Genomic DNA, 24,406 nt, shown 5'->3' on the forward strand with positions numbered 1-24,406 from the left:
TCCCGGCCGAGTCGGGGCAGGGCAAGGGTGGTGGACATGGTTCTCCTTCCGTCCCTGGTTTCAGGCAGGGGCTCCCGTGTGGTGGGGAGGCTCATGGGCGGGCAGGTCAAATGGCCGCAGGTTCGCCCGCGGCGCCTGTGACCCCGGCGAACGCGTCGGCCGCCTGGCCGCGGCGGATCCGCACCGCCTCGCGCCGCTGCTCGCCGTCGAGCAGCGTGTAGCCCTCCTGGAACAGAGAGGTCCACAGGCCGAGAACGCTACGGGTCACCCGGATGTACTCGGTGATCGCCAAATCGAGAGCGGACAGGCTGTCGGGGTCGGCGGCGCGGGCGGCACGTTCGACGTCGGCGGCCTAGCGCTGGTCGGCGTAGGAGCGGCAGAGCACCCGCAGCCCCTCGGCCTGCGCGCTGGTGAGGTTGAGGGCATCGGCGTGGTGAAGCTCGACGACGAACAGGTTGTCGACCGGGGCGGGCAGTTCGGCGGCGGTGGCAAGCAGCGCGGCAATGGGCACAGAGCGCGGCCTTTCGCTGGTAGATGGNGGCTGCCCTACCCACGGTGGTCCCGCGGCGCGGGAGTCCAGTCCGGCACGTCGCGGGCCGCGGGTAGGGCAGCGTCAGATGCCCGGCGCGCTCGGGGGGAACACGCCGGGCTGATCTAGGGGCCGGCGGCCCGGTTGATCAGATGGATCGGGATCACCGCGGAGTGCGCGAGGCCGCGCAGCCGCGCGGAGTGCACCTCCGCCTCCGCCACGGTGGACCAGCCGGCATGCACCTCGGTGTCCCCGCTGGTCCAGACGACGAGCACCCCATAGACGATCGGGACGACGGTGGTGCCGTCTCCCGGCCGTTCCGGGGCTGGGGCCCGGGCGGGGAGCAGCTCACGGCGCGACGGCGCTGTCCCGCCGTGTCCCTGCCCGGGTGGGACGACATGAGGAGGAGCGGCCCCGCCGTCCCGTCCCGCGGTCCCGGCCGGCNGGGGAAGGGGCAGGGAGTCCATATCCTGTCTCCTCCCGTCGTGGCCGGCTGCCGGTGTGGATATGACACAACGCGCGACAGATCTGGTACAGACTGCGAGAATCTCTCGCGCGAGAGGAAGCCCTCTCGCGCCGAGATGCAGGACGGGGAAATGGCCATGGCACCTGCTCGTGCCGCTTTTGTCGCCGAGCTGGGGAAGCTGATCGGCGAGCGCGGGACGAACCGCACCCAGCTCGCGAAGAAGATCGGCGTCAACCGGATGGTCGTCTCCGCCGCTGTCCGCGGTGAGCAGCACGGGAGCCCGAAACTGCTGCCGTCACCGCACGTCGTCGACGGGCTCGACCGGGAGTTGGGCGCGGCCGGCCGTCTGCTCGCGCTGTGGCGCGAGGCGATGATGGAGCACACCGCCAACGAGATCAACTTGGATCGTGGACGCGGACCGTCTCTCGCCCCCACAGTGGCAGAGGGGATCCTGAGAGAGGAGACGGCCACGGACCGGCGGGAATTCGTGGAGCTGGCCGCCCTGTCCGCGCTGGCGGCATCGACACAGACGGCAATGGACAAGGCGGTCACCGCGGCGACGCTCGACGAGTTGGAGGCCGACGCGGACGAGATCGCCCGGGTCTACGGCTCCGCACCGCATGCGTCTCTGCTGCCCGAGGTCGGCGCCCGCTGGAGGCAGATCACGACGATCCTCGGCGGCCCGGTCGCCCCCGAATCTCGGCCGCGGATCACGCTGCTGGGTGGCCAGTTCACCTACTTCCTCGGCCGGTTGGCGTTCAACACCGACGACATGCGCTCGGCGCGCCGGTTCGCCGGCCTCGCCGGCCGGTATGCCGCCGAGGTCGGTGACCCGGTGCTGATCCTGTCGGTGGCGGCGCTGCGCTCGAGCATCGCCTACTGGCGGCAGCGTTACGGCCCGGCGCTGGCCGACCTTCAGGCGGTCAGCCACATCACCGACCCGTACATGGCGGCCCGGATCGCCGCCTATGAGGCACGCACCCACGCCGCTCTCGGCAACGCGGCCGCGGCCCGCGAGGCGCTCGGCCGGATGGAGGCGACCGCGGACACCTTCGCGCCCAGGCCTGGGTCAACGCCGGTGGGCCCGGCCGGCGTCGCGATGTTCCGCGCGGGCGCCGCGCTGGCGCTCGGCGACATGGACGATGCCGGCCGGTGGGCAGCGATCGCCGTCGACGGGTACCAGCGGCGCGGCGGCGACTACTCGGCCGAGGAATCCCACCACGCGACGCTGACTCTCGCGCTCGCGCACCTGCGTGGCAGCAGACCCGAGCCCGANGAGGCGGCGCGTATCGCGAGCGCCGTCCTGGCCGAGAGCCCGGTTCCTGCCCACACCGTCAGCGGGAAGCTCCGCAGTCTCGGCCGTGCATTCAGCGCGGATCACCGCCAGCTCCCCGAAGTCGCCGCCTACGTCGAGGCATACCGGGCTCTGCCGGCGGGGACGGGCGCCCCGTGACCACGATTCCCACCCTGACCACCGACCGGCTGATCCTGCGTCCCATCGCCCGAGCCGACCTCGACGCCTACGCCGAGATATGGAGCGACGAGGAGTTCACCAGGCACNTCGGCGGTCCATCTGACCGGCACGGCACCTGGCACAACCTCGCCGGCAACATCGGGTGCTGGACCCTCGAAGGCGTCGGCCCCTGGTCCGTCGTCGAACGCGCCACCGGCACGCTCATCGGCCGCGCCGGCCTGTGGAACGAACCAGGCTGGCCGGGCATCGAAGCCGTCTGGTTCATCGGTCGCCCCTGGTGGGGCCACGGGTTCGGTACTGAAGCCGCGACCGCCGCGATCGGCTGGGCCTTCGACGAATACCCCGATCTACCCGAGGTCGTCTCGGTCATCCGGGCCACGAATGCCGCCTCGATCCGGCTCGCCGAACGACTCGGCATGCACCTCACGCGCACCGAACGCCTTCACGGCGCAGAGAAAGGCATCTACGCGATCGCCCGCTCCGAGTGGGTCTCACGAGCGCCAACCATCGAAGCCTGACCGAGTACACCGTCCCCTCGCTCTGGTGCAGCGTCTGGTCGAGGCCGACCAGGATGACGGCGGTGGACCGTTGGCGAAGCCGTCGGTCACGCTGATCCCGGTCGCATAGCGGATCACGTGGGGACTACGGCGCGGACCGACGGAACGGGCCATCCTCAGCAACATGGATGATCCGGCGGCGAAGCCGCAGAACCCGGCGGCGATCGTCTTGCGCTGCCGGAAGCATCGCCGCCCGCAGACCGGGCCCGGGGTGAAGCTGACGTTCCGCCGTCCGCCGTCGTCCAAGGAATGCCCGAACTGCCGGACCGTGCACGCCCCGAAGCGGCCGGAGTAGCCGACGCTTCCCGGGCCCGGGGATCGCGACGGCGTCGGTGCCGTGATGGCCTTCGCGCCGGGCGGACCGGTAACGAGGAGCAACGAGCGCCGTGCGTTCTTCGCCTCGCTGCCCTCGCGATGTCCGGCGCACGGCGCCCCTTGTAGGTGGATCCACGTCAAGGGGATATCTTGCCTAAATTCAGGAGGAGGTGCCGTTGATCAAGTATGCGATCCTTGCCGATCATGCCCGGGTGGACGGCGACGCGGCCCACCTACTCGGTGCGAGCCCGATCGTGCCAGTTCCAGCGGTGCCCTGGGCGCGGCCGTTCGCTCTGCTCGTCGAGCTCCTGTTCACCCAAGAGAAATGCGGAGCTGAGCAGCTCTTGACGATCATTTCGACCGCACCCTCGGGCCAGACTCACCTGACCATGGAGGTGCGAACCACCCCCATCTGGCCGCCTGTTCCACCGCCCGGCGCTGTGGTGCGCGTCGTGATGGCCATCAATGGGCTTCTACCGATTGCCGAGCTGGGTGACCATCTCATCCAGCTGGCACTTGATCAGAGCGAGCCATATAAGATCAACTATCGGGTAGTCACGCCACCGCCGGTAGCTACGGAAACTTCCTAACGAAGCCGACTATGCCCGTCACAATCAGCTACCACGGTAGAGAACGCATGATCCTGCGCCGAGCCACGCATGCGCAGGTCGAGCAAGCCCTGAGCAGGGAGCTTCGACGCGAACCGGGCCAGCCTGGGTCGGTCTGGATCTACGGGCAGACCGATCAGGGCATCCTGAAGGTGTGTGTGAGCGCACCCGTCGCAGGCAATAATCGTTTTGTGATCACGGTAGCCTGGCCGGACGGATGAGTTAGGGTGNAGCCATGTTGGTGACGTGGGACCAGACGGCCAACGCGATCTATCTCGCGATGGGTGAGACTGCTCAGTCCGCCTCCCGAACAGTGCAACTCGACTCAGGCACCCTAGTTGATGTTGATGGGTTCGATGTCGTCGTAGGCATCGAGATCATCAATCCATATCGCGCGCTCCCAACGAGCGACATCATGGCGATGCACATCCCCGCGACTGATCGATCGGCGCTGGAGCGCTACCTCAGGGGCCTGTCTGGTCAGTCAGCCGAGATCAGCTCAACCCCTGGCGGCTCGCCTCCATCGCTGATCCAGCGCGAGGGTCNCATCGCCGTCAGCTGACGCACGCAGGTCCGTCTACTCAGACAGCGGCCGATGATCGCCACCTGCAGGGGCCCAGGCTTCTTGGCTCTACTCGCCGAGGAAGGCGCTCAGCGCGTAGGTGCCGTGGCGGTCGAGGTTGCCGCGGGCGCGGTCGTAGCCGCGGGTGGTGCGGGGGTCGGCGTGGCGGGCGAAGTCCTGGGCGTCGCGCAGGCTCGCGCCGGCGTCGAGTAGGAGCGTGATGGCGGTGGCCCGCATCGAGTGCGGAGACAGCCGGGTCTGGGGCAGGCCGGCCCGGCGGCCAAGTTGGCGGACCTTGCGCCACACCGCCGGCCGGTCGAGGCGGCGGCCGGTCGACGTCGCGAACAGCGGACCGTCGGCGCGGCCGTCGAGGTAGACGTCGAGGGCGTGGCCGGTGGTTGGGGCGAGCACGATGACCGCGGCCTTCGCGCCCTTGCCGACCATGCGGATGATCCGGTGGCCGCGTTCGGTGTCGAGGTCGGTCACGTCCAGGCCGATCGCCTCGGACACCCGTAGCCCGTTGCGCAGCAGCAGTCCCATAAGCGCCTCGGTGCGCGGCCCGTCGGCGGCCGCCGCGGCGAGGAACCGGCGGGCCTCGTCGAGGGACATGCCGGGGGCCTGGTGCCGGTCGCCGGTCTTCGGCCGGCGGACCCGCGCGGCCGGCGAGGCGGTGATGACGCCCTCGTCCACCGCGTAGCTGTAGACCGACGCGACCGAGGACAGCTTCCGGGCGATCGTGGTGGAGGCCTGCCCGGCGGCTTCCAGCTCGCGGGCCCACCGGTCGAGGTGCTGGCGGCGGGCGGCGAGCGGATGGACGTCCCACCCGGCGCAGGCCCTCGTCCACTCGGCGACCCCGCGGCCGTACGCCTCCCGCGTCTTCGCCGCGAACCCGGAATCGAGCCAGAGCGCGACCAGCGGCGGCCACGGGTCCCCGCCGTCGGCCGGCATGAGCGCGCCCGGCTCGATGATCTCAGCAAGGGCGACGTCGGTGGACGGTGCGGCGGACTCGGGAATCATGATCCGAAGATACAACAGAATCACCGTTCTGTTGTATCCGTGAAGGACCCTGGCGGACCGGTCGTGACCGGGGTGTCCCTAGGCTCCGTGCATGGAGGGCACCGCGTTCATCGTCTCGATCATCTCTCTGCTGGTCGCGGTCGGCAGCGCGGTCTATGCCNGGCAGGTCGCCCGGATCGAGCGGGAACGCCGTCGCGACGAACGCCAGCCCACCTTCAGCGGCACGATCGAGATGGAGCCGGAGTCGGTAGGCGGGTGGTACTCCCACCTTCATCTGCGCCTCGAATCCCCGTGGCCGCTCACCCGCCTGACCGCCTCGGTCATCGAGGGCCACGGCGTCGAGTTCACCCCTGACCAGGACAGCATCGACCCGTCTTCGTCCGTCCCTCGCCTGCGGGTCCAGCACGGTGCGCTCCGTACCGGTGATCAGACGGACTGGCTGGTGCGCGTGCTCGAGGACCGGTCCGAGCGGATATGCCTGCGCGTGATCTGCGGGGACGACGCCCGGCGGCAGTGGGAGACCACGGTGTACGTCNCCNCCCCGCCGCAGCTGTCGCACCCGATGTTCGGGGCCTGGCGGTAGACCGCGCTCACCCAGCCGGCCGGTAGCAGGACGCCAGATACGCCTCGACATCCGCAGCCGAGACGTACACCCGTCGGCCGACCACCCAGCAGGGGATCGTGCGCTCGTCGGTGAGCCTGCGGGCCATCCGCTCGCTGATCGCCGGCCAGCGGTTCGGCACCTCGGTCCGCGGGACGAGATCCGCCGGGGCGGTCATCGTCGGTCCAGGCGGGCGACGGCGAGCTGACATCCGTCCTGGGCGAGCGTGGTGGCCAGCGGGCCGGTGGCGGTCAGCTCGAGGTAGTCGCCGGCGGCCAGGCGGACGATCGTGACGGCCAGCTCCAGTTCCGCGCCGTCGGCGGCCGGGCCGGTGGACGCGGACATGACGTCGGTGCCGTTGCGCCGATAGGTCGCCCGCCGGTCGGCCTCGCCGGCGGCGAACGTGACGATCCCGTAGACCGCGTACGCCCCGGCGGTGCGCACGGTGATCCGGGTCGGCTGGGCCGGATCCCACATCCCCTCGTCGTCCACCGCGGCGGCGCCGAACACGACCGGGCTGTCCCTGCCCGGGGTGAGGGTCTGCGTGGCGGTCGCACGGACGTGGCACACCCCGGCGGCGGGCAGGAGGGCGGCGAGGCCGCTGTCGATGCTGGTCATATCAGGCTCCGATCCACACGACGGTCAGGCTCGACCCGCCGTCCGCCACCGACGTCTGAATGGTGTTCCCGCTGTTCTGCCGGACGCGCAGCTCGACGTAGTCGCTCACGGCGAGCCGGGCGATGCGCGGTCCGACGGGCATGAACGGCTCGATGCCGGTCATCGCGGCCCGCTGGGTGATGGCCAGCGTGATCGGGTTCGCTTCGCCGCCGTTGACCATGAGTTTCGACGCGCGGAAGCCGGTGCCGTTGACGGCGAGAGCCGCCGTCCCGGCGATGAGATAGTTCCCCGGGGTCTTCACGACGTAGCGGGAGGTGTTTTCCTGGTCGGAGTGGCCGCCGTCCCGGTCGACCTCCTCGTTTTCCATGGCGATCGGATAGTCGGAGTCCGGGGGGATGTCGTGGGGCACGGTGTTGGTGAGCTGGCAGAACCCTCCTGCTCGGAACGACAGGAACGACAGCATCGTCGAGATCTTGTTCATTTCGACCGAGGTGAGGTACGGGTCAGGCCAGTCGGGTGGGCTGGGGATCGTGTGGGCCTTGGTTGGGCCCGACGGTGTCGTCATTTGTGCTCCAGAGGGTCAGCGGCGACCAAGCCGCCAAGCTTTCGAGATCTTCGTCTTCTTGTGGATCTTCACGTTGCCGACGCGCAACTTCGCCAGCTCGGGCGGGAGCTTCACCGGCTCCGGCTCGGGCGTGCGAGGAATGACCGCGAGGGCGTTCCACTGCCCGCCCGGCTTCGCTCGCGTAGCGCGGGCAGCCTGGCTCATCGGGAGCTTCAGCGCGACCGTGTCCGCCTCACGGGCCGGCGGCCGGCGGAGCGCCACCGTAGGCGCGTCCTGGACGGCCGGACGGGGCGGCGAGAGCGGGCGGAGCGTCTTCGGTGCCGACCGGGACGTCTCGCGGGGGAGGACTAGCGTCGGCGCGGCCCCGTGCAACGCCCGGCCGATGTCCGTGCGGGACAGGCGCATCGTCGGCGCATCCCCACCACCACGGTGCGCCCGGGGAGCGGCGTGGACGCTCGACGGGTCGTGACCGGCCAGCCGGCGAGTGCCGACTCCCGGGTGGCGGGAGCGGCCCTTGTGGCTGTTCAGCCCGCCCTTGCGCCGGCCCAACCAGATCAGGAACCCCTCCGGGTTGCGGATCTTCGGGTCGGCCATGACCTGAGCGCGCAACGGATCGGCGTGCTCGGCACGGGCACGGCCAGCCAGCTGGGCGATGGACAGCCCGGAGCCGCGGCGGGGGCCGAAGTCACCGGAGCCGTTGACGACGGCGGGGACGGCTTTCGGGCTGTGGCCGGGCAGTGTCGCCACGTCAGGCCGCCTCGTCAGGGTCGCCGCCGGCGAGGAGCTCGGAGAGGTCACCGCGGCCGAGCGCGGCGGCGATCTGGTCGGCGCTGGCCCCTTCCAGGTCGGCCGTCACCCACTGCACGCCGTCTTGGACGTCGATGGCCGGCGTGGCGCCGAACAGGTCGGCCAGCTCGCCGCGGCGCCGCGCGGCGTCGATCTCCGCGGCGTTCGCCGAGCCCAGCCACTCTGCGTCCCGCTGGACCACCGGGCGGGTGGCGCGCCGGGTGTCGGTCACGGCCGGTCCGGGGCGCCGAACTGGGAGCGCAGATAGCCGGCCGGGTCATCGACCAAAGCCCGCTGGAAGGGCTCGCAATGCTCGGCGAGGGGGTGGCCGGACCGCAGCTCCGGGTTGACCCCGGCGGTGGCGACGGCCTGGTGGATCACGAGGCCGGCGAGCTGTCCGGCGTCCGGACGGCCGATCCGCTGTCCGTCGAAGATCACCTCACCACCCGACTCGAGCCAGCTGAGGCCGGCGTCCTCGGCGCGGCCGGTCGCACCGGCGGGGACCTGCTCGGCGCGTAGCCGGGCACGCCACGCGTCGTGCAGCCGTCCGCGCTCGTCCACCGCCTTCAGCAGCGCGGCGAGAGCGTCGGTGGCGGTCTGGAGCAGATCGTGGAGACGTTCGGCATCGACGTGCGCGGCCCCGATCTCACCGGCGAGAGCCTCCAGCCGGGCGAGTCGCTCGGCGTTCGCTTCGGAGGCGAGCCGTGCGCGGGTCCGTTCGGCGCGGGCGGCGACCAGCCGGCCGAGGAGCCCCTCAGCTCGCGCCACGGACGCACCGTCGGGGGCCTGGTCGAGGTCGGCGAGCAGCGTCTCCGCCTCGGCGGGCGTGGCCATCAGGCGTCCTCACCGAGTTCGCGCCGGAGGACCGCGGTCAGCTCGTCGCTGTCGGCGGCGTCGGTCGAGGCGGCGGAGGGCAGCGGCAGCGTCCAGCCGGACGGCGCGCCTCCGAAGGCTCGGCGCAGTGCGAGCGCGACGAGCAGCTCGGGGTTGATCTGGTCCACGCGGCGTCCGCCCGCCCCGACGGCCCATCCGGAGACGGGGTCGGCGTGCCACACGCCAGCCGCGCCCCGTGGCCCAGCGGGGATCCCGCAGGCCCGCAGACCGGTGGCGGTCCGGCTGATGAAGGTCCGCCGGTCCTCGGCGATGCGACGTAGCCCGGCGACGGCCTGGCCGATGGCTTCGAGGTGTTCGACGACCCGGGCGGCGTCGCCGGGACGGTCGACGATCGACGCGACGAGCTCGTCTCGCCGGTCCCGGCGGACTGCTTCCCGCCGGGCTGCCTCGGCCTCGCTGCCGCGCAGCCGGGCGCGAGCCCGAGCGAACAGACCGAGCGCCTCAACGTCGTCGGGGTCGGCGTCGCCGGCGGCGGCCCGCTCGACGAGCGCCTGGGCGGCGGCGTGGGATGTCTCGGCGTCCCGCTGGTACTCGGCGAGCTCGGCCGCCGACATCGAGCTCAGATCAGGGGTAGGGGTGGGTGGTGCGGGGGTCATCGGCGTCTGGCTCCTCGAGGATCCACACCCCGCCCGACCGTCGAGCGGGGATCACGCCCCGCCGGGCCAGCCTGCGGACGTAGGACTCGGTGCAGCCCATCCGGCCGGCCATCTCGGTGACGCTGACCCCACGCTGCACGGTGGGCTGGCCGCTGGTACCGATGTCGGTACCGGNATGCTCCCGGGACGCGGCGCGGCCGAGCTGGTCGAGCAGGGCGACCACACCGTCGGATCGCGGGAGCCCTCCGTCCCGGTGAGCGCGGGCGGTCAGGCCCTCGGCGAGCAGCGCCCGCACCGCACCGGCCAGGGATGCCGGCACGATCACGGCGCCGCCGAACGCCTGTTCCCTTCGGACGAGCGCCTCGGTGAGGAGCGCGGCCGGGCCCCACGCTGCCGGCGGGTCAGCGCCGAGCAGGTCGCGGACCCGCCGCAGCCTGTCGAGGTCGGCCTCGGCGATCGCGGCGGCGAAGGCGACGACCGGCCGGGCGGGAAGCTCGCACAGATGCCGGTCGAGCGCGTCGATCACCCGCGGATCCAAGGCCCCCCACAGCCGCGCCCGCACCGCCGCGATGGCCCGCTCGTACCGTGCGACGCGGCGGGCGACGGCGTCGAGGTCCACCAGGCCGAGTGCGGCCACGTCCAGGCCGCCACCGGCGTCAGCCATCAGCGTCCCGTCGCCGCTCGGCCTCCATCACGATTCCGGCCACCACGTCAGAGAGCCACGTCTCCGCGGCGTCCGGGTCTTCCGTGGACCACTCGTCCAGGATCTCCGCTGTGAACCTGGCGAGGGTCATGACCATCGCGGCGACCTGTACGCCGGACTCCTCGGACGCAAGTCCGCACTGCTCGCCGAGGTCCCGAACGATCCTGAAGAACGTACGTTCGAGGTCGGCCGGGGGCATGTGCCGGGCCGTCCCCACCAGCTCGGCCGCCCGCAGCGTTGCGGCGACCACGTCCCCCGCATGCTCGCCGCGGCCAGTCACGAGGCGTCCGGCAGGTTCGCGGCAGCGACGTCCAGCGCGCGGGCAAGATCCCCCAGCATCGACCGGGCCTCGGCCGCGCCGTCGCTGGCGGGGACGGAGGACAGCCGCAGGATGCTCGCCGACAGGCTCGACACCGCCGAGCACAAGTCGCGCGCTGCGCCCGGGGTGATCCGCGCGAGAGGCGTCTCGACCGCGTTGCCCTCCTTGTCCGAGAACACCGCGGTGTAGGGGCCGCTGATCTGGGAGACGAGCTCAGCCGCCTTGTCGATCATCTCGGATACCAGTGCGGTGCGCCGTGAGGCAGCATCCGCGACTACCGCCGCGGTGGCCTCCTTCGTGGCGNCACGGTCGAACTCCAGCCCCAGACCCTTAGCGATCTTGCTGANGGTGGNGGGCGAGCGGCCGATCTCCCGGGCGATCGCGTTCCGGCTGAACCCCCGGGCGTGCAGCTCCCGCACGGCGTCCTCGTCCTCCGGGCCCACGACGCGCAACCGGGTCACGCTGACCTCCCCGACATCGCACGCAGCCACTCATCGACGGCGCTCATGGACGCGGCGCCGTCGTCGACGGCCTCCAACCTGGAGATCACCGACGACAGCCGATCCGAGGCGGTCGCGAGGGCCTGGACGTCGCGGGCAGGAAGCACCGTCACCGAGCTCTCCACGATCTCGCCGTCCTTGGTCTCACCGTGGGCCAGCGGCTGGCGGGCACCCAGCCGGGACAGCACCTCGCCGAGCCGCTGGTACGTCGCAGTGAGGATCTCCGCGCGGCGTGCGGCAGCATCCACCACGGCCGCACGGGTAGCCGCGCGGGTGGCGGCTCGATCGAACTCCAGACCGAGCGTCTGAGCGAGCTTCGAGACTGTCGACGGAGACCGGCCCAGCCGCTCGGCGATCTTGTTGCGGCTCAAGCCCTCGGCGTGCAACGCGCGCACCTGCTCGGCCTCGCCGTCCGCGACCGGTCGCAGATGGGCGCGGCCTAGTCGGCCACTACTTTCCGTACTCATTTTCGGGACATGCTCCTATCGAACAGGTGTTTCATACGTTAGCCCTCCGCCTGCCGGTGACAGACCGTGGCACTGTCAGCCTCGCGCGCGTGCGCGAGCGACCGGACGCCCGCCACCGTCTCCCGTGTCGGGGTGTGGCACGGTGGCCGGATGACGGGGGATGTGTGGGATGGCGACGGGGAAGACTGGGCCGCAGAGGAAGAGGAGGAGGCGCCAGGCCCGCGGGTGCGGCGGTACGACGTGGCGCGCGAGCCGGGNGGGGNGGTTCCGCGGCGGCTCAGTGATCTCGGGATCCGGGTATTCACGTCGGAGGGTAACGACGAGTTCGTCGCCTGCTTCATTCCGACGATCTTGTATCCGGGGGATGCGGATTACGAGGCGTACGACCGGGATCTGCCGCCCGAGGTCGTGGCCGAAGCGTTGCCGGAGCGTCGGGCGCGACGCTGGCGGGGTCGTGGCAGGCCACGGTGAGCTGCTGCTGGTCCTCTCGGGCTGGTGGGGATGGGGTCGGGCGGGGTGATGGCCGCGCCCGGCGCGACGGATGGCGTGCTACTAAGCGGGGCGGGGCAGCTCAGTGACGGTCAGCANGCGGTAGGCGAGATCGTCCNCAGTGGTGCTCCAGCCGACGATGACGCCTTCCATCTGCATCAACAGGTCGAAGATCAGCGGGGACGGGAAGCCGTTCAGCGCGGCGGAGGGGAAGAGATCCCTGGCGAGGGTGTCTTTCTCGCTTTGCAGGAGGCGGCGGAGCCAGTTGGCTGCCGCGTCCTGCTCGGCCTGGGTGGGTGGTGCCATGTCGGCGCGGTCGTCCACAGCGCGGGCAGCGAGCCCTTTCAGGGTCCGGTAGATCTTCCGGCCGTGGTCGTTTTGCATGCTCGCGGGGATCATGTGGGGGTCGTCCTCTCGGGTCGGGTGGGGTGTCGTCAGGTCGGGTCACCGGCTGGTCCTACTGGTCGTGTTCAGGGGGTCACCGGAGGATCGGGGCCGGGTCTTGCCCGGGTTCCGCTGGCGTTTGAGTACGTGGGTGAAGCCGCCTGTGGCGACGGCATGCCGGGCGAGTACCGCGCTGATCTCGCATGCGGTGTTGACGTCGAGGTCGTCGAGGTCGTGCGGGCCGAGCTGTTCCCACAGGGCGGCGGCGTGGGTCGTGGTCTCGATGATCTGCGCGATCAGATCGGTGTCCCCACTGGCGGGGACGTAACTACCGGCGTAGTGGTCGACGGGGCGGACGCAGTGCGGCCACTGCGCGCAGCTCGGGAGGTCGGCGTCGGGGCCGCGGCGCTTCGCCGTGCGCACCGGGGGGAGACCGAGGGCGGCACCGATCTCGTTGGCCCGGTCGCGGAAGGCGGGCCCGTGCCCGTGGTATCCGCGGTCGGTGCGGCCAGCGACCTCGTGTTGCCACTGGTGGATGCTCTCGTGTAGTAGGACGTCGGCAACGAACCGGCGGCGCGTCGTCTCGTCTGCGTCGCGCAGGTGCGGGTGTGTCCCTGCCAGCAGGGACGGCCGGATCATGATCTGACCGCGCCCGCCGAGTCCCCCGCGGGCGGCGAACTGGCCGTAGCGCCGGGGCACTGACGGCTCGTCCAGGAGGATGTACGGCGGCGCCATCGCCCCGCCGTAGTAGCGGACGTTGTACGTCGCCCAGAGCTCGTGCAACTGCTTGAGATCATCCCGGCCGGCGGCGAGGGCGGCGGTTGCCCGCCGGTGCGCCACCTCTGTCTCCGTCAGCGGGGACGGTCCAGGGGCGGCCGTCACGGTGCCGGCCGGGCGTTCGGGCAGCCACCGGCGTGGCGGGCGAGCAGGGCACCGTGCGGGCCGGGCTCGGCAGGGGTCCGGCAGGACGGGCAGGTCCAGGCGGTGGGCGAGCGCAAGCCCGCCCACGGGGCACGTGCCTCGGCACTGGGCGTGCCGTCGGGTCGGGCGTGGCCGGTCCACTCCCGGGCGGGCCGAGGGGCGCTCATGCTGCGGCCTGGGTGGGGTCGAGGGTGGGCACGGCGGCGGTGCCGAGGGCACCGTGGTGCCGGCCGCCGCACGGGCATGTGCAGGTCCGGGGCGGGCTGACGGCGAGCAGGCATCCGGGTGCGCATCCGCCGGTGTCGATCAGGGTGCGGGCGGTGGGCGCTCCGTGGGCCGGCGACGCGCCGGGGGTGANGGTGGGCATGGTGGGGGCGCCTCCAAGTCGGTTGATCTTGCGGTCGTGCCGGGCTGCGAGTCCGGCGGTGCGGGCGGCCTGCTTTGCGAGGTCTTCAGCCCGGCGGGCGTTGGCGCGTTTCCGGGCGTCGGTGATGCGGGCGGCGACCCGGTCCTCGGTCTCCTTGTCGATCTCGGCCAAGTCGTTATCGGTGATCACTTTCGGCCCTTCAGGGGTGGCCACGAGGGGGGGACATTCAGGGGTGGCGGCCACCCCTGGGCCTGACGCGCGGTGTCCCGCGGGTGAGCTGTAGTCCTGTGACCTGGGGTTTTCTGTGAGCAAGGAACCGGAAATCTGCTGACAGGGGGGACAGCGTCCCCACCTGCCCCCCCTGGAATTTCAGGTCGGGACACGGCGGTACTTTCTTCCCTGTTGACCTTGGTAGACGACCGTTTCGATCTCGATCTGTCCTGCCTCGGCGAGCCGCCCCACGGCGTCGTCCAGGTAGTCGCGGTACCGCCGCGCGGCCGATCGCAGATCGGACTGCGACACCCACCCGTCCGCCCGGTGAAGGCATCGCATGATCGCCGCGCATGCCTTCTTCGTCTGGGCGCCGTCGGTCCGGTCGGCGACGATGACGGCCCGCTCGGCGTCCGCCTCGGCGCGGGCCCGGTTCCGTTCGGCGGCGGCCCGGCGCAGCGTGTCCACTACGGATTGCCGGGTCCGGTCCGAGATGTCCATCAGCGTCCCGGCCAACCGCCAGTCCTCGGCGGTGACGCGGGCGTGCCCGTCGAGCAGACCGAGCGCGGCGGCGACCTTCAGCCGGCACAGCAGGGCGTGCCCGTCGAGTGCCTCGGCGTCCCCCCGCTGGCGCCGGCGGTGTGCCTCCCGGATCGTGACGATGGCCTCGGCGCACACGTCGAGAACACGCAGCCGGCCCGGGTGGAACTCGACGTCGTCCGGCCAGCCGGGCAGGTCCCACTCCCACGGTTTCGGTTCGGCCGGCATCTCGTCGGGCATCGCGGGGTCGGTGCCGGGCAGCCACACGAACCGTTGCGGGGTGCCCCCGGCGGCCTCGGCCTCGTTGAGCAGGACGTCCGCCCGACCGGGCTGCACCCCGACGACCAGGCCGAGGCGGTAGGCGTGCGGGGCGACCTTCAGCCGGCGGGTGGCATCGGCGTTGTTAAAACCGACTTCTTCGCCGACCCATCCGCTTCGCAGGACAGAGAGGATCGTTGCGCCGGTACGGCCCTTGACCGCGCCGAGCTGGTCGACCTCGTGAATCTCGATGACGGCGGACGTCTCGTCCTGAACGATGTCCTCGGCGTCCTTGTCGTAGTGCACGAAGGTCTTGACCAGACCCTCGCCAGTCCCGACCGGCCAGACGTTGACGTCGCCGACGTCGCAGGCGTCGCGGGCCGCGCCCATCGCCGCGCCCTTACCGCCACCCGAGGGAGCCACGACCGCGAGGAACAGGTTCAGGCTCGCGTGGCTGCCGATGGTGGCCGGCAGGACGTACTCCGGCGGTACCTGCGACAGCACCCGCACCAGGGCCACACCGAGGACAGCCCATGGCGACGCCATCCGCGCACGGGCGAACTCGCGCACATGGGCCAGGCACGGCCGGGCAAACCAGAACGACTCATCGTCGACCGCGGCGGGCCCGGCCAGGCCGCGGGCGACGGTTCGAGACAGCTCGGTGGTGGTCCACCCGATCACCTCGGCCACGTCGGCATCCGGGCTGTCGAGGTAGCCCAGCGCCGACAGGAACGTCTCCCGGGTGCGACGCCGGTCGGCGGCGTCGGCGACCTGGCGGGCGTACCAGCCGACGTTGCCCACGGTCGCGGCGACCTCGACGCACTCGACGAGGTAGACCACCTGCATCCCGTAGGCCGCGCTCGAGGTCTCCACCTCCGACCGGCGCAGCATCTCGGTCCACACGGGCAGCGGGTCCGTGAGCAGACCGTCCGACCGCAGGTCGCACGACACCCGGAACGCCAGGCCATGCGCNGACCGGTGGAAGTCCTCGGCGGTCAGCGTCGCGGCGAGGTCTACCGCGGTCTCCAGGTCGCCGGACATCATCGCCCCGACGACCACCCGCTCAGCGAGGATCAGATCATCACCGACGTCCGCCCGGATCGGGCTTACGGTCACTCGCCCACCCGCCGCATCCGCGCGGCCTCGCCCCGCCGGCGAGCGTCGAGGTGCTCCCGCTCGGCATCCAGGGTGCGCAGCCGGCCGCCGCAGACGCGGCGGAGCTGAGCGCGGAGTTCTTCGATGGGGTCGGTGGCCGGGTGGTCGGGGGTGTCGGCGGTATCGTCACGCCGACCGATGACGGGTATCTTCACAGGTAGTCCTGATCGTGTGATGGCGGGCGGGATCTCAGACCTGGCGGGTCTGTGGGGNGGGCGGAGCCGGCGCTGGGGAGCGTCGGCTTTGTCATTTCCGGGGCTAGTCAGGCCGCCTCTGCGGCAGGAGCCTCGGGGGCGGTGGTGCGGCGACGGCCCTTGCCGGCCTGGCCGCCGAGCCGNCCAACGGTGGCCATCCACTTCGTCCGGCATCTGCTCGCCAGCAGGGTGCGGGTGTCCTCGTCGAGATCGCCCGCAGGGTCGAGCGCATCCGCCCAGTACCGCAGCGTTGCCGGGCCACGTACCGGGTTGTCGATCTCTGCCATGACCCCACCGTGCGCCGGGTAGCTGTCGCGCGAACGCTGCCAGCGTTCGCGCGACAGCCAATTTCAAGATCGGCGGAGTTCGCGGCGGAGGGTGCGGAGGTCGTCACCGATCCGCTGGCGGGTCGCCACACCGGTCGCGCTGTCGCCGTAGGCGGCCAGCGGCAGACGGTCCAGGCCGAGCGCGGCCCGCTCCTGCTGGAGCGCGGCGGCCTGCGGGGACAGCCGACTACCCGACTCGATCTTGAATTCGGCGGCGGTGACCTCGGGCCAGCGGCGCAGTACCGGGCGGAGAGCGTCCCGGCGGAGTTCGGCGCCGCGCTGCTGCGCGCCCGGACGACGCTGTCCCCCACCGGCGTACGGCAGGACGTGCGGGGCCGGACGGCCTATGCGCGNGCGAGCCCGTGCCTCGACTCGGCGCCGCAGCACCGCGGCCTCCCGCTCGGCCTCCCCGCGGACCCCGGGGCGGTACCGGACAACNAGTCCGGACGGGTTCACCGCGTAGGGCGTCATCGGCTGGAGGGCCTCAGCAAGGAGCCGCGCAGGCTGCCATGGGTCGACGTCCGCAGCGAGCAGAGCCGCGAGGGTGATCCGGTCCCCGGGCCAGGACGGCTCGATGGGCGCGCCGAGGCGGGCGAGCGTCGCGGCCACATCGTCCGCCAGGCAGATCAGCCCCGCAAGCTCGTCGACCGCGGACCGGCGAGCGTCCATGCTCATCCAGCGCCACGGCCACAGGTTGCCGACAAGAGATCCATCCGGGGCGATCAGACCGACGCGATACAGCGGGGCCAGCAGGGGCACCGTCAGGGCCGGATGGCCGAGCAAACTCCCTACCGTCGCGAGGTCCAGGAGCGGGCGGGCCTCGCTGATCACGTAGGGCGTCAGCCGGTAGCCCACCCACGAGACTGCGGTGGCGAGGGCGGACTCGACCGGGTGGCGCGGCCGGGCGGCCACGACCACCCGGGGCACGGCCGGGCGGTCGACCCACCCGGCCGTGGCCACGACGCCAGGGTCAGCGGGGGTCGGGGTCATGCCGACGCCCGGCCGGCGCAGTAGGGCGCGCGTTCCCGCTCGGCCCGCTCTTGCTCCGCCAACCATCGGTCGACTTCGCTACGCCGGTACACCACGGTCCCGCCGACCCGGAAGCCGAGCGGACCGAACCCCCGGTGACGCCATTGCCTAAGCGTGCCGACAGGCACCTTGATCAATCGGCTGAGTTCGCTGGTCCGCAGCATCTCGTCGTCGCTCACCGACTTGGCCCTCCAGCCCTTCGTACGGGTGACTTCTCACCCGATCCAGGCCAGTCATACACGCGTTCGATTGGTTCTGTCCAGCGGGTGGAGCTTCACCCGCTCGACCCTGGTACGTTCGGCCTGTGACTCCCGAAGATCCGGCCGATCCGCCTCGGGCTACGGTCGATTCGCTACGCACTGTGATCGGTGGTGCGGCTGCAAGGATTCGACGAGAGGCTGGTCGCAGGCAGCAGGACGTGTCCGACGCGGCTCGGCTTTGCGGACTCGCTTGGGATCGGTCGAGGATTGCCGCGCTGGAGCGCGGAGCGAAATCAATCAGCATTGAAGAGCTTGTTGTTCTGCCGTTTGTACTTGGTGTGGCCTGCGAGCGCCAAGTCACCGTGTCAGAGCTACTCGACTCGCCGGATCTTGTGGCGTTGACCCCTCAGATCCACGGATCGGCGCGAGATATAGCGGACATCCTTGCCGGGGAGACGCCGGAGGACATNATCGTGCCCTCTCGCGTCGCGGACGCTATTGGGCGCGGTACCTGGGATTTCGGCCGAATAGCCGGCCCGCCACCTGTACCGAGTGACCCGGGAGCACATTCCTTCACAGATCTCCCGCTGAGCCCCGAATTGGCGGGCGGGGCCGATGAAGAAATCGATGCCCAAGTAAGGGAGCCGATCCGGAACCTCGCGGCGCGGACGATCTTAGAGGCGATGCCAGTTGCTCGCCGTGCCTTCGAACTGGGGCTGTGGCCGCGCGGTGGCACTGTCGGCGACGTCACTCGCTGGGCGTGGCTAGGTGGCGAGACCGAGGAACTAGCGGGACGCCGACTCGGTGAACCGCCGGCAATCATCGTGGCGCTATCGCTCGCGTTGTGGGGTCGGACCCTGTCCGCTGAACGGGACCATATCCTGAGTGAAAAGAGTGTCCCGAGCGCGGCGACACGCGATACGGTCCGCTCCGTACGTGGGAGAATAACCCGAAACTTGCTGAATCAGCTTTCTGGCGATATTCGGTTGCGTGAGCTTGCTGGAGAAAACAGGGAAATTGAAAAAGCTACTGGCAGGGGCGCGGCCTTCGTCGCGCTTGTTGCCCGGGATCTCTGGGGTAATTCGTTGGCCAATGAGCGGGACCGGCTTGTGGCTGAAAGCGAACCCGACGCGAGCCCGGACCGGCGGCGCGAGCTACGCGAGCGGGTCACCCGTCAGCTTGTCGACCAGGTGACCGAGGAGATCCGACGACGGGAGACCGGGGGCGATGGCCAGCGTCAAGAAGAGGCCGGACGGTAAGTGGCGTGCGCGCTACTACGACGCGGCCGGCAAGGAGCACTCGCGGCACTTCGCCCGGAAAACCGATGCCTCGCGCTGGGCCGCCGACCAGGAGTCCGCGGTGCAGCGTGGCGTGCACGTCGACCCGCGCGCAGGCCGCGAAACCGTGAAGGCGTTCGCTGAACGCTGGCGAACGGCCCAGGTGCAGCATCGGCCGCGTACTGCCCGCCAGGTCGAGATCGTNATGCGGGTGCACACGTATCCGACGCTCGGCGATCACAGAATGTCGGCGGTCAGCCGCACCGCGGTGCAGGCGCTCGTGACGTCCTGGGCCTCGACGGCGGCGCCCCGGACGGTCGTGATGCGGTTCGCCTTCCTGCGGGCGATGTTCGCCAGCGCGGTAGACGACGGGGTGATCGGCAGGAGCCCGTGTGTCCGGATCAAGCTGCCGGAGATCGTGAAAGAAGCGGTCGTGCCGCTAACCGTCGAGCAGGTGCGGGCGCTGCACGATGCGATCGCTAAGGCGTACCGGCCGGCCATCCTCGTCGGGGCCGGATGCGGCCTGCGGATCAGTGAGGTCCTGGGGCTGACCGAGNCGGCGGTCCGGCATCTCGCGCGTGACCTCGACGTCCGGTGGCAGCTCTCCGAGGCGCCCCCCTGGAAGCTGCTGCCCGTCAAGACTACGAACGGTGTCCGTGAGGTACCCGCGCCGGCGTTCGTGCTCGACGCGCTGTCAACGCTGACCGCGGGGGAGATGCTGGGGACCCTGCTGCACCGCGGCGACGAGCAGTGGGAGCCGATCTCCGCGCGCATGGTGCACCTCGCGTTCGCGGACGCCGTCGAAGTCGTGAACCGGGCGGCCGAGCGGCGCAAACGCGATCGGAAGGCCCGGCGGACGACCGCACCGGAGCTTCCGTCCGTGCCGACCGGCACGACCTTTCATGATCTCCGCCATCACTATGCGTCGACCCTGATCGATGGCGGGGAGTCCGTGACGGTGGTCGCGGCCCGGCTCGGCAACGACCCGGCCGAGACACTGAGGACATACAGCCACTTGTTCCCGGACTCGGCGGAGCGGACGCGTCGGATCGTGGATGCAGCGTGGGCGCCGGCGGACCCGCAAGATCAAGCGGACGGATNNCGGACCGTGGGGGAGTAGGTAAGCCGCTGACCAGGCAGAATGTGGCCGTAGCGGTCAACGGCCAGTTCACCGTCGTCATCGACCAGTTCCGCNCGGACCGAACCCAGCCCTGACCAGCCCTTGCACTGCTTCCTGGAGCAAGAAATCCGAAGATCTGCATCATCGAGATCGGTGNTCTCGCCCAGGATGGCGAAGACGGCCGGTACGAGCTGACCACGCGGAGGCGCCCACCAGGGCCGTTCGTGCCTGCGCGATGTCAGGCTGATCCGAGGATGACCGTGGCCGAGACGGTGCGGAAGACGCCTGACTTTCGTCGGCATGCCTGGGTACACCCTGGTCAGCCCGGCTGCCGGACGGCGGCTGGGGTCAGGGGCACAGCGTTGGAGGTAGGTGGAGGTAACGGACATGCCGTTCGTCAACGTGAAAGTGATCGAAGGCGTATTCACCCCCCAGCAGAAGCAGGAGATGATCGCCAAGTTGACCGAGGTCATGGTCGGCATCGAGGGCGAGGCGACGCGATCAGTGACCCATGTCGTCGTCGAGGAGGTTCGTAGCGGGGACTGGGGCATCGGAGGACGGTGCCTGACCACCGAGGACGTGCAGAAACTCCAGGCCAGCGAGAGCACCTGAGGAGTCGAAGCCGAAGCCGCCGACTACTCNCCGAGGAAATCGGCAGCGCATCCTCCTGCTGACACAACGGGTGGACCTGAAGGTCGATCGAGGCGGTGNGGCCCTGGCTTGCGGCCCGGTCGGTCAACTCGCGCAACAGCCGCGACTTGCCGATGCCGCCGACACCCGTGGCATTGAAGACGCGCGGTCCCGCGCCGATGCGCGTCATGTCCTCGGCGAAAGCCGCCAGTATCGGTTCGCGGTCGACGAAAGGACGCTGCAGAGCCGCCACCCGGCGAAAACGTGGCGCTGGCGCCATGTAAATTTCCGGCCATCACAGACCGCAATGCCACCGAGGACGATGAAAAATCATAGTCGTGGTCGGCATGCCGGTTGATTCCCCTGCTCGACCGGTCCCGATCGCCGCGGGCTCCCCCGTCGTCCGCGCAGCAACGGCCCATCGCCCGGCGGTCGTATGTCCAGGAGTGTGAGCAACACGCAGCGCAACGAATATATCACTCAGATAACGGCGTAGTGGCTCCGTGTGATTACTCTTCGTGGCCAACGGGTGTCGATGACGGCACCCATGGTTCTGAGGAGCGGACATGTTTCGTCGAGGACGGCTGGGGATGGGGGCGGTGGCGCTGGCCGCCGCCGGCATCGTGGCCCTGCCGGCAGNGGCCACCGCGGCCCCCGCATGGGGGACGCCCTCCAGGCAGCACCTAGCCGTCGCGGGGCCTGGCACCGAATGGTCCTGGGGTTACAACGGACTCGGGCAGCTGGGCAACGGCACCACCACGAACAGCGCGGTACCCGTCCGGGTCAGCGGCCTGACCGACGTGGTCGGCGTCGCCGCGGGCAGGTACGCCGGGTACGCGGTGCGCCGGGACGGCACCGCCTGGTCCTGGGGCTATAACGCCTACGGGCAGCTTGGCAACGGCACCATCACGAACAGCAGGGTGCCCGTCCGGATCAGCGGCCTGTCCCGGGTCGTCGCCCTCGCCGGCGGCGCCGCCAACGGGTATGCGCTGCGCCAGGATGGCACCGTCTGGTCCTGGGGCTACAACAACTACGGGCAGCTTGGCAACGGCACGACCACCAACAGCCGGGTGCCCGTCCGGGTTCGCGGCCTGTCCCGGGTCATCGCCATCGCCAGCGGGGGCCTGACCGGGTATGCGCTGCGCCAGGACGGCACCGTCTGGTCCTGGGGCTACAACGACGAGGGGCAGCTCGGCAACGGCACCACCGCCAACAGCCCGATACCCGTCCGGGTCAGTGGCCTCAGCGGGGTGACCGCAATCGCCGGCGGCCGGGAGACCGGGTACGCGCTGCGCCAGGACGGCACCGTCGGGGCCTGGGGCGCGAACGACGAAGGGCAGCTGGGCAACGGCACCACCGTGTCCAGCACGGTACCCGTCGCGATCCGCAACCTCTCGGAGGTGACCGCCATCGCCGCCAGCAGCGAGGGCAACAGCGGGTACGCGCTGCGCGGGGACGGCACCGCCTGGGCCTGGGGCCTCAACAACACCGGGCAGCTTGGCAACGGCACCGACGACACCTCCCTGGTACCCGTCCAGGTCAGCGGCAGCACCGGCCTCGTCGGGGTCACCGCGATCTCCGCGGGCAGCTTCAGCGGGTACGCGCTGCGCGCGGACGGCACCGTGTGGGCGTGGGGCAGCAACTTCTTCGGGCAGCTGGGCCACAGCACCACTCCCCCCTACAGCCTGCTTCCCGTCCAGGTCAGCGGCGTCGCCGGGGCGGAAGCCATCGCTGGTGGTGGCTTCAGCGGGTACACGCTCGTCAACACCTTGATCAGGTGACCGGGCCCGACCGCCAGGTCGATGACGGGCGGGGAACCTGACCCCGCCCGATCCCCGCGGCCCCGGCCCGACATCCTCGTCGACCGGGGCCGCGGCACGTCCCCCAACCGCGGCGTCACCAGCGCCGCGGCATCACCCCGGCGAGCCGGCCCGGCACGGTGCGCATGGTGTGCGCGCCCGCGGGAAGGTGTCCCCACACGTCGGGCGTTGCGCTGGACGTGCGCCGCGGGGTCGGCCGAGCCGTGACCCCTCGCCGCTCCACACCCCTGGCCCCGCCGAGACCAAGACCCACTGGGAGACTCACGATGATCCCCGCCCACGGCTACACCGCCTTCTTCAGGCCCAGCTCCGAAGGCGGTGACAAGAACATCGTGGGCGGGCTGNCCGCCAGCACGCGTGACGGGGAGAAGCTCGTCTGCCAGGTGCCGGTCGTCGCCTGGGGCAACAACGGCGAGGCCCTGGTTGCGGACATGGCAGACGGTTGTCTACGCAGTGTCCGGGGCGCCGAAGGGTTCATCCGCCTCACCCGGGCCGCGAGCGAGACGGTCGGCCACGGTGAATCCCGGTCGCCTGCCTGATCGCGCTTGCGGCGAGTGGTGATGTGACGAAATCCACGCCGGATCTGGAGCTGGAGTCGAAGTCGGAGCCGGAGCCGGATTTCGGTCGGCATTGGCAGCCAGCGATGCTCGATAAGTTCGGCTGAATGCCTCCGCCGGGCAATCCTGTCGCGCCATAATGACCGGCAGACGGTTCCCTGTCGGCCTGCCCTGTTTCCGTAGGGGCTGGTTCCCGGTCCGACTCGGCTCGCCCCACCTCACCAGCGTCTTCGCTATGTAGGCATGTCAGCCGGGCGGACTCCGCCCCCTCCCTGCACCGAGGCCACCGCATGAGTCAGCTCTGTCCCACCGGCGTGCCCAGACCCGATTTCGGGATCAGCATTCCCCAACGGGTGCATCCCGCGGCCGACCGCATCGGCGAACATCTCCTGGCCTGGGCCGCCGGGTTCGGGCTGGCCGTCGACGATGCCGCACGTGCCCGGTTGGACGCCGCCGGATTCCACCTGGCGGCCGCCCGGATCCTGCCCGATGCCGAGCAGGCCGACGTCGAGCTCTTCGCCCAGTGGGCGGTGTGGCTGTTCCACCTCGATGACGAGCAGGACGAAGGGCCCATGGGCCGCGACGCCGCGATCGTGCGCGAGACCTACGCCTCGATCACCTCGATCACCTCGACGGCCGAAGGGCAGCCCGCGCCCGCCGGCGCCCCCGCGTCGGTGACGGCCCTGGCCGACCTGTGGCCCCGCACCGCCCGGGGAATGTCCGCGCCGTGGCGTCGCCGCATCCGTCAGCACATCCACGACCACCGCGACGCCTTCCTCACCCAGATCGCCCACCGGCAGAACGGCACGGTGGCGACCCCCGAGGAATACCCGACGCTGCGCCGGAACGACAACGCCATGTTCATGTACGACCTGGTGGAAGTCGCCTACCGGACGGAAATCCCCCCGGACCTCGCGGCGACGAAGAGCTGGACCGAGCTGTGTGCCGCGTCGAGTGACATCATCGCGTGGACCAACGACGTGGTATCCCTGCCGCGGGAAGCCGCCCTCGGGGAGACCACCAACTACGTCATNGTTCTCCAGCGCGCCACGGGCTGCGACGAACGCACCGCCCTCGAACAGGTCCACCTGTACATCACCCGACGGCTGCGCGCTCTCGACGACGCCCAACGCGCCTTCCTCGTCGACGCGCAGAGCCTGGCGCCGACGGCGCACTGTGACCGGCTGCATCCAGACCGGCTGGACCGGGTCGTCCGCACCGTCTGCGACATGCCGGGAGCACACCTGGCCTGGATGTTCACCTCCGGCCGCCACCGGTAGCGGTCTGCGCCCCGCTACCGCCGACACCTCCCCGCGGGCGCAACCGATCGCCCTCGGCCGCCGTGATCCAGA

Annotated in this window: 21 protein-coding genes and 7 pseudogenes; 10 read left to right on the forward strand and 18 right to left on the reverse strand. The window is 70.7% G+C overall.

From position 1 onward, the window contains the following. Window positions 1–106: 106 nt before the first annotated feature. Both FF86_RS34210 and FF86_RS34215 read right to left on the reverse strand, forming a co-directional pair. On the reverse strand, window positions 107–268 hold the full coding sequence (locus FF86_RS34210) for a hypothetical protein (protein WP_157866943.1): 162 nt from the start codon (window positions 266–268) through the stop codon (window positions 107–109). An 84-nt stretch (window positions 269–352) separates the two neighbouring features. Then, window positions 353–538: hypothetical protein (locus FF86_RS34215; RefSeq protein WP_206778926.1), on the reverse strand; the 186-nt coding region annotated here is incomplete at its 5' end. A gap of 1,906 nt (window positions 539–2,444) precedes the next feature. Here FF86_RS34215 and FF86_RS46800 point away from each other — a divergent pair. From FF86_RS46800 to FF86_RS65875, 4 genes and pseudogenes are all read left to right on the forward strand, one after another. After that, window positions 2,445–2,555 (forward strand): annotated as a pseudogene (locus FF86_RS46800) (GNAT family N-acetyltransferase); the annotation flags it as partial. A 1-nt stretch (window position 2,556) separates the two neighbouring features. Further along, window positions 2,557–2,987 (forward strand): annotated as a pseudogene (locus FF86_RS12000) (GNAT family N-acetyltransferase); the annotation flags it as partial. A 530-nt stretch (window positions 2,988–3,517) separates the two neighbouring features. Continuing rightward, window positions 3,518–3,931 (forward strand): DUF6941 family protein, encoded by a 414-nt coding sequence (locus FF86_RS12005; RefSeq protein ID WP_128423281.1) that lies wholly within the window; start codon window positions 3,518–3,520, stop codon window positions 3,929–3,931. A 253-nt stretch (window positions 3,932–4,184) separates the two neighbouring features. Next, a partial coding sequence (locus FF86_RS65875; RefSeq protein WP_396229838.1) for a DUF2283 domain-containing protein occupies window positions 4,185–4,494 on the forward strand: 310 nt, incomplete at its 3' end. Window positions 4,495–4,580: 86 nt separating this feature from the next. Here the strand turns inward: FF86_RS65875 and FF86_RS12015 are convergent. From FF86_RS12015 to FF86_RS12120, 15 genes and pseudogenes are all read right to left on the reverse strand, one after another. Next, window positions 4,581–5,552: a tyrosine-type recombinase/integrase gene (locus tag FF86_RS12015; RefSeq protein WP_199865359.1), complete on the reverse strand. Its 972-nt coding sequence runs from the start codon at window positions 5,550–5,552 to the stop codon at window positions 4,581–4,583. 566 nt (window positions 5,553–6,118) lie between these two features. Beyond that, window positions 6,119–6,307: a helix-turn-helix domain-containing protein gene (locus FF86_RS12025; RefSeq protein ID WP_044884576.1), complete on the reverse strand. Its 189-nt coding sequence runs from the start codon at window positions 6,305–6,307 to the stop codon at window positions 6,119–6,121. Further along, a complete protein-coding gene (locus tag FF86_RS12030; RefSeq protein ID WP_044884575.1) occupies window positions 6,304–6,747 on the reverse strand; it encodes a hypothetical protein in 444 nt (147 codons plus the stop codon). The genes FF86_RS12025 and FF86_RS12030 overlap by 4 nt, the downstream gene beginning before the upstream one ends. Window position 6,748: 1 nt before the next feature. After that, complete coding sequence (locus FF86_RS12035; protein WP_128423279.1) at window positions 6,749–7,312, reverse strand: hypothetical protein; 564 nt, start codon at window positions 7,310–7,312, stop codon at window positions 6,749–6,751. A 15-nt stretch (window positions 7,313–7,327) separates the two neighbouring features. Then, window positions 7,328–8,059, reverse strand: a complete 732-nt coding sequence (locus FF86_RS12040; protein WP_044884573.1) for a hypothetical protein — start codon at window positions 8,057–8,059, stop codon at window positions 7,328–7,330. A gap of 1 nt (window position 8,060) precedes the next feature. Further along, complete coding sequence (locus FF86_RS12045; RefSeq protein WP_044884572.1) at window positions 8,061–8,330, reverse strand: hypothetical protein; 270 nt, start codon at window positions 8,328–8,330, stop codon at window positions 8,061–8,063. After that, window positions 8,327–8,932 (reverse strand): hypothetical protein, encoded by a 606-nt coding sequence (locus tag FF86_RS12050; protein WP_044884571.1) that lies wholly within the window; start codon window positions 8,930–8,932, stop codon window positions 8,327–8,329. Before FF86_RS12050 ends, FF86_RS12045 begins: the two co-directional genes overlap by 4 nt. Beyond that, window positions 8,932–9,588 (reverse strand): hypothetical protein, encoded by a 657-nt coding sequence (locus FF86_RS12055; protein WP_128423278.1) that lies wholly within the window; start codon window positions 9,586–9,588, stop codon window positions 8,932–8,934. The genes FF86_RS12050 and FF86_RS12055 overlap by 1 nt, the downstream gene beginning before the upstream one ends. 656 nt (window positions 9,589–10,244) lie before the next feature. Next, window positions 10,245–10,571: a hypothetical protein gene (locus FF86_RS12065; protein ID WP_044884569.1), complete on the reverse strand. Its 327-nt coding sequence runs from the start codon at window positions 10,569–10,571 to the stop codon at window positions 10,245–10,247. A 496-nt stretch (window positions 10,572–11,067) separates the two neighbouring features. After that, a complete protein-coding gene (locus FF86_RS12075) occupies window positions 11,068–11,577 on the reverse strand; it encodes a helix-turn-helix domain-containing protein (protein WP_044884567.1) in 510 nt (169 codons plus the stop codon). A 933-nt stretch (window positions 11,578–12,510) separates the two neighbouring features. Further along, window positions 12,511–13,290 (reverse strand): SprT-like domain-containing protein, encoded by a 780-nt coding sequence (locus tag FF86_RS12090; RefSeq protein WP_044884564.1) that lies wholly within the window; start codon window positions 13,288–13,290, stop codon window positions 12,511–12,513. Between the two features lie 817 nt (window positions 13,291–14,107). After that, on the reverse strand, window positions 14,108–15,718 hold a 1,611-nt coding region (locus tag FF86_RS12100; protein ID WP_242418617.1), incomplete at its 5' end, for a hypothetical protein. 1 nt (window position 15,719) lies between these two features. Then, a pseudogene (locus tag FF86_RS65880) lies at window positions 15,720–15,862 on the reverse strand (hypothetical protein); the annotation flags it as partial. After that, window positions 15,859–16,056 carry a hypothetical protein gene (locus tag FF86_RS12105; RefSeq protein WP_044884562.1) on the reverse strand — a complete coding sequence of 66 codons (198 nt, stop codon included), beginning with the start codon at window positions 16,054–16,056 and terminating at the stop codon, window positions 15,859–15,861. The gene FF86_RS12105 and the pseudogene FF86_RS65880, both read right to left, overlap by 4 nt. A gap of 1,351 nt (window positions 16,057–17,407) precedes the next feature. Further along, window positions 17,408–17,629: an AlpA family transcriptional regulator gene (locus tag FF86_RS12120; RefSeq protein ID WP_242418618.1), complete on the reverse strand. Its 222-nt coding sequence runs from the start codon at window positions 17,627–17,629 to the stop codon at window positions 17,408–17,410. Between the two features lie 1,542 nt (window positions 17,630–19,171). On the opposite strand from FF86_RS12120, the pseudogene FF86_RS46805 reads away from it, so the two are divergent. The 4 genes and pseudogenes from FF86_RS46805 to FF86_RS12135 all read left to right on the forward strand — a co-directional run. Continuing rightward, a pseudogene (locus FF86_RS46805) lies at window positions 19,172–19,483 on the forward strand (site-specific integrase); the annotation flags it as partial. Between the two features lies 1 nt (window position 19,484). Beyond that, window positions 19,485–20,027 (forward strand): annotated as a pseudogene (locus FF86_RS65885) (hypothetical protein); the annotation flags it as partial. 407 nt (window positions 20,028–20,434) lie between these two features. Then, window positions 20,435–20,659, forward strand: coding sequence for a 4-oxalocrotonate tautomerase family protein (locus tag FF86_RS12130; protein WP_044884651.1), 225 nt, complete (start codon window positions 20,435–20,437; stop codon window positions 20,657–20,659). Window positions 20,660–21,317: 658 nt separating this feature from the next. Then, a pseudogene (locus tag FF86_RS12135) lies at window positions 21,318–22,458 on the forward strand (RCC1 domain-containing protein); the annotation flags it as partial. A gap of 115 nt (window positions 22,459–22,573) precedes the next feature. Here the strand turns inward: FF86_RS12135 and FF86_RS34735 are convergent. After that, window positions 22,574–22,762 (reverse strand): hypothetical protein, encoded by a 189-nt coding sequence (locus FF86_RS34735; RefSeq protein WP_199865711.1) that lies wholly within the window; start codon window positions 22,760–22,762, stop codon window positions 22,574–22,576. A 582-nt stretch (window positions 22,763–23,344) separates the two neighbouring features. Between FF86_RS34735 and FF86_RS65890 the strand changes: the two genes are divergently transcribed. Together FF86_RS65890 and FF86_RS65895 are read left to right on the forward strand one after the other, a co-directional pair. Next, window positions 23,345–24,087 (forward strand): terpene synthase family protein (locus FF86_RS65890; RefSeq protein WP_396229839.1); only part of this gene is annotated, 743 nt, incomplete at its 3' end. Between the two features lies 1 nt (window position 24,088). Then, window positions 24,089–24,334, forward strand: a pseudogene (locus tag FF86_RS65895) (hypothetical protein); the annotation flags it as partial. Between the last annotated feature and the right edge of the window lie 72 nt (window positions 24,335–24,406).

The organism is Frankia sp. CpI1-P (genome assembly GCF_001421075.1).
GTDB classification, from domain to species: Bacteria; Actinomycetota; Actinomycetes; order Frankiales; family Frankiaceae; genus Frankia; species Frankia torreyi.

Bases quoted from the DNA above. Each gene is read 5' to 3' on its own strand.
- FF86_RS12025 (WP_044884576.1), bottom strand. From the start codon at position 6,307: ATGACCGCCCCGGCGGATCTCGTCCCGCGGACCGAGGTGCCGAACCGC.
- FF86_RS12030 (WP_044884575.1), bottom strand. From the start codon at position 6,747: ATGACCAGCATCGACAGCGGCCTCGCCGCCCTCCTGCCCGCCGCCGGG.
- FF86_RS12035 (WP_128423279.1), bottom strand. From the start codon at position 7,312: ATGACGACACCGTCGGGCCCAACCAAGGCCCACACGATCCCCAGCCCA.
- FF86_RS12050 (WP_044884571.1), bottom strand. From the start codon at position 8,932: ATGGCCACGCCCGCCGAGGCGGAGACGCTGCTCGCCGACCTCGACCAG.
- FF86_RS12055 (WP_128423278.1), bottom strand. From the start codon at position 9,588: ATGACCCCCGCACCACCCACCCCTACCCCTGATCTGAGCTCGATGTCG.
- FF86_RS12075 (WP_044884567.1), bottom strand. From the start codon at position 11,577: ATGAGTACGGAAAGTAGTGGCCGACTAGGCCGCGCCCATCTGCGACCG.
- FF86_RS12130 (WP_044884651.1), top strand. From the start codon at position 20,435: ATGCCGTTCGTCAACGTGAAAGTGATCGAAGGCGTATTCACCCCCCAG.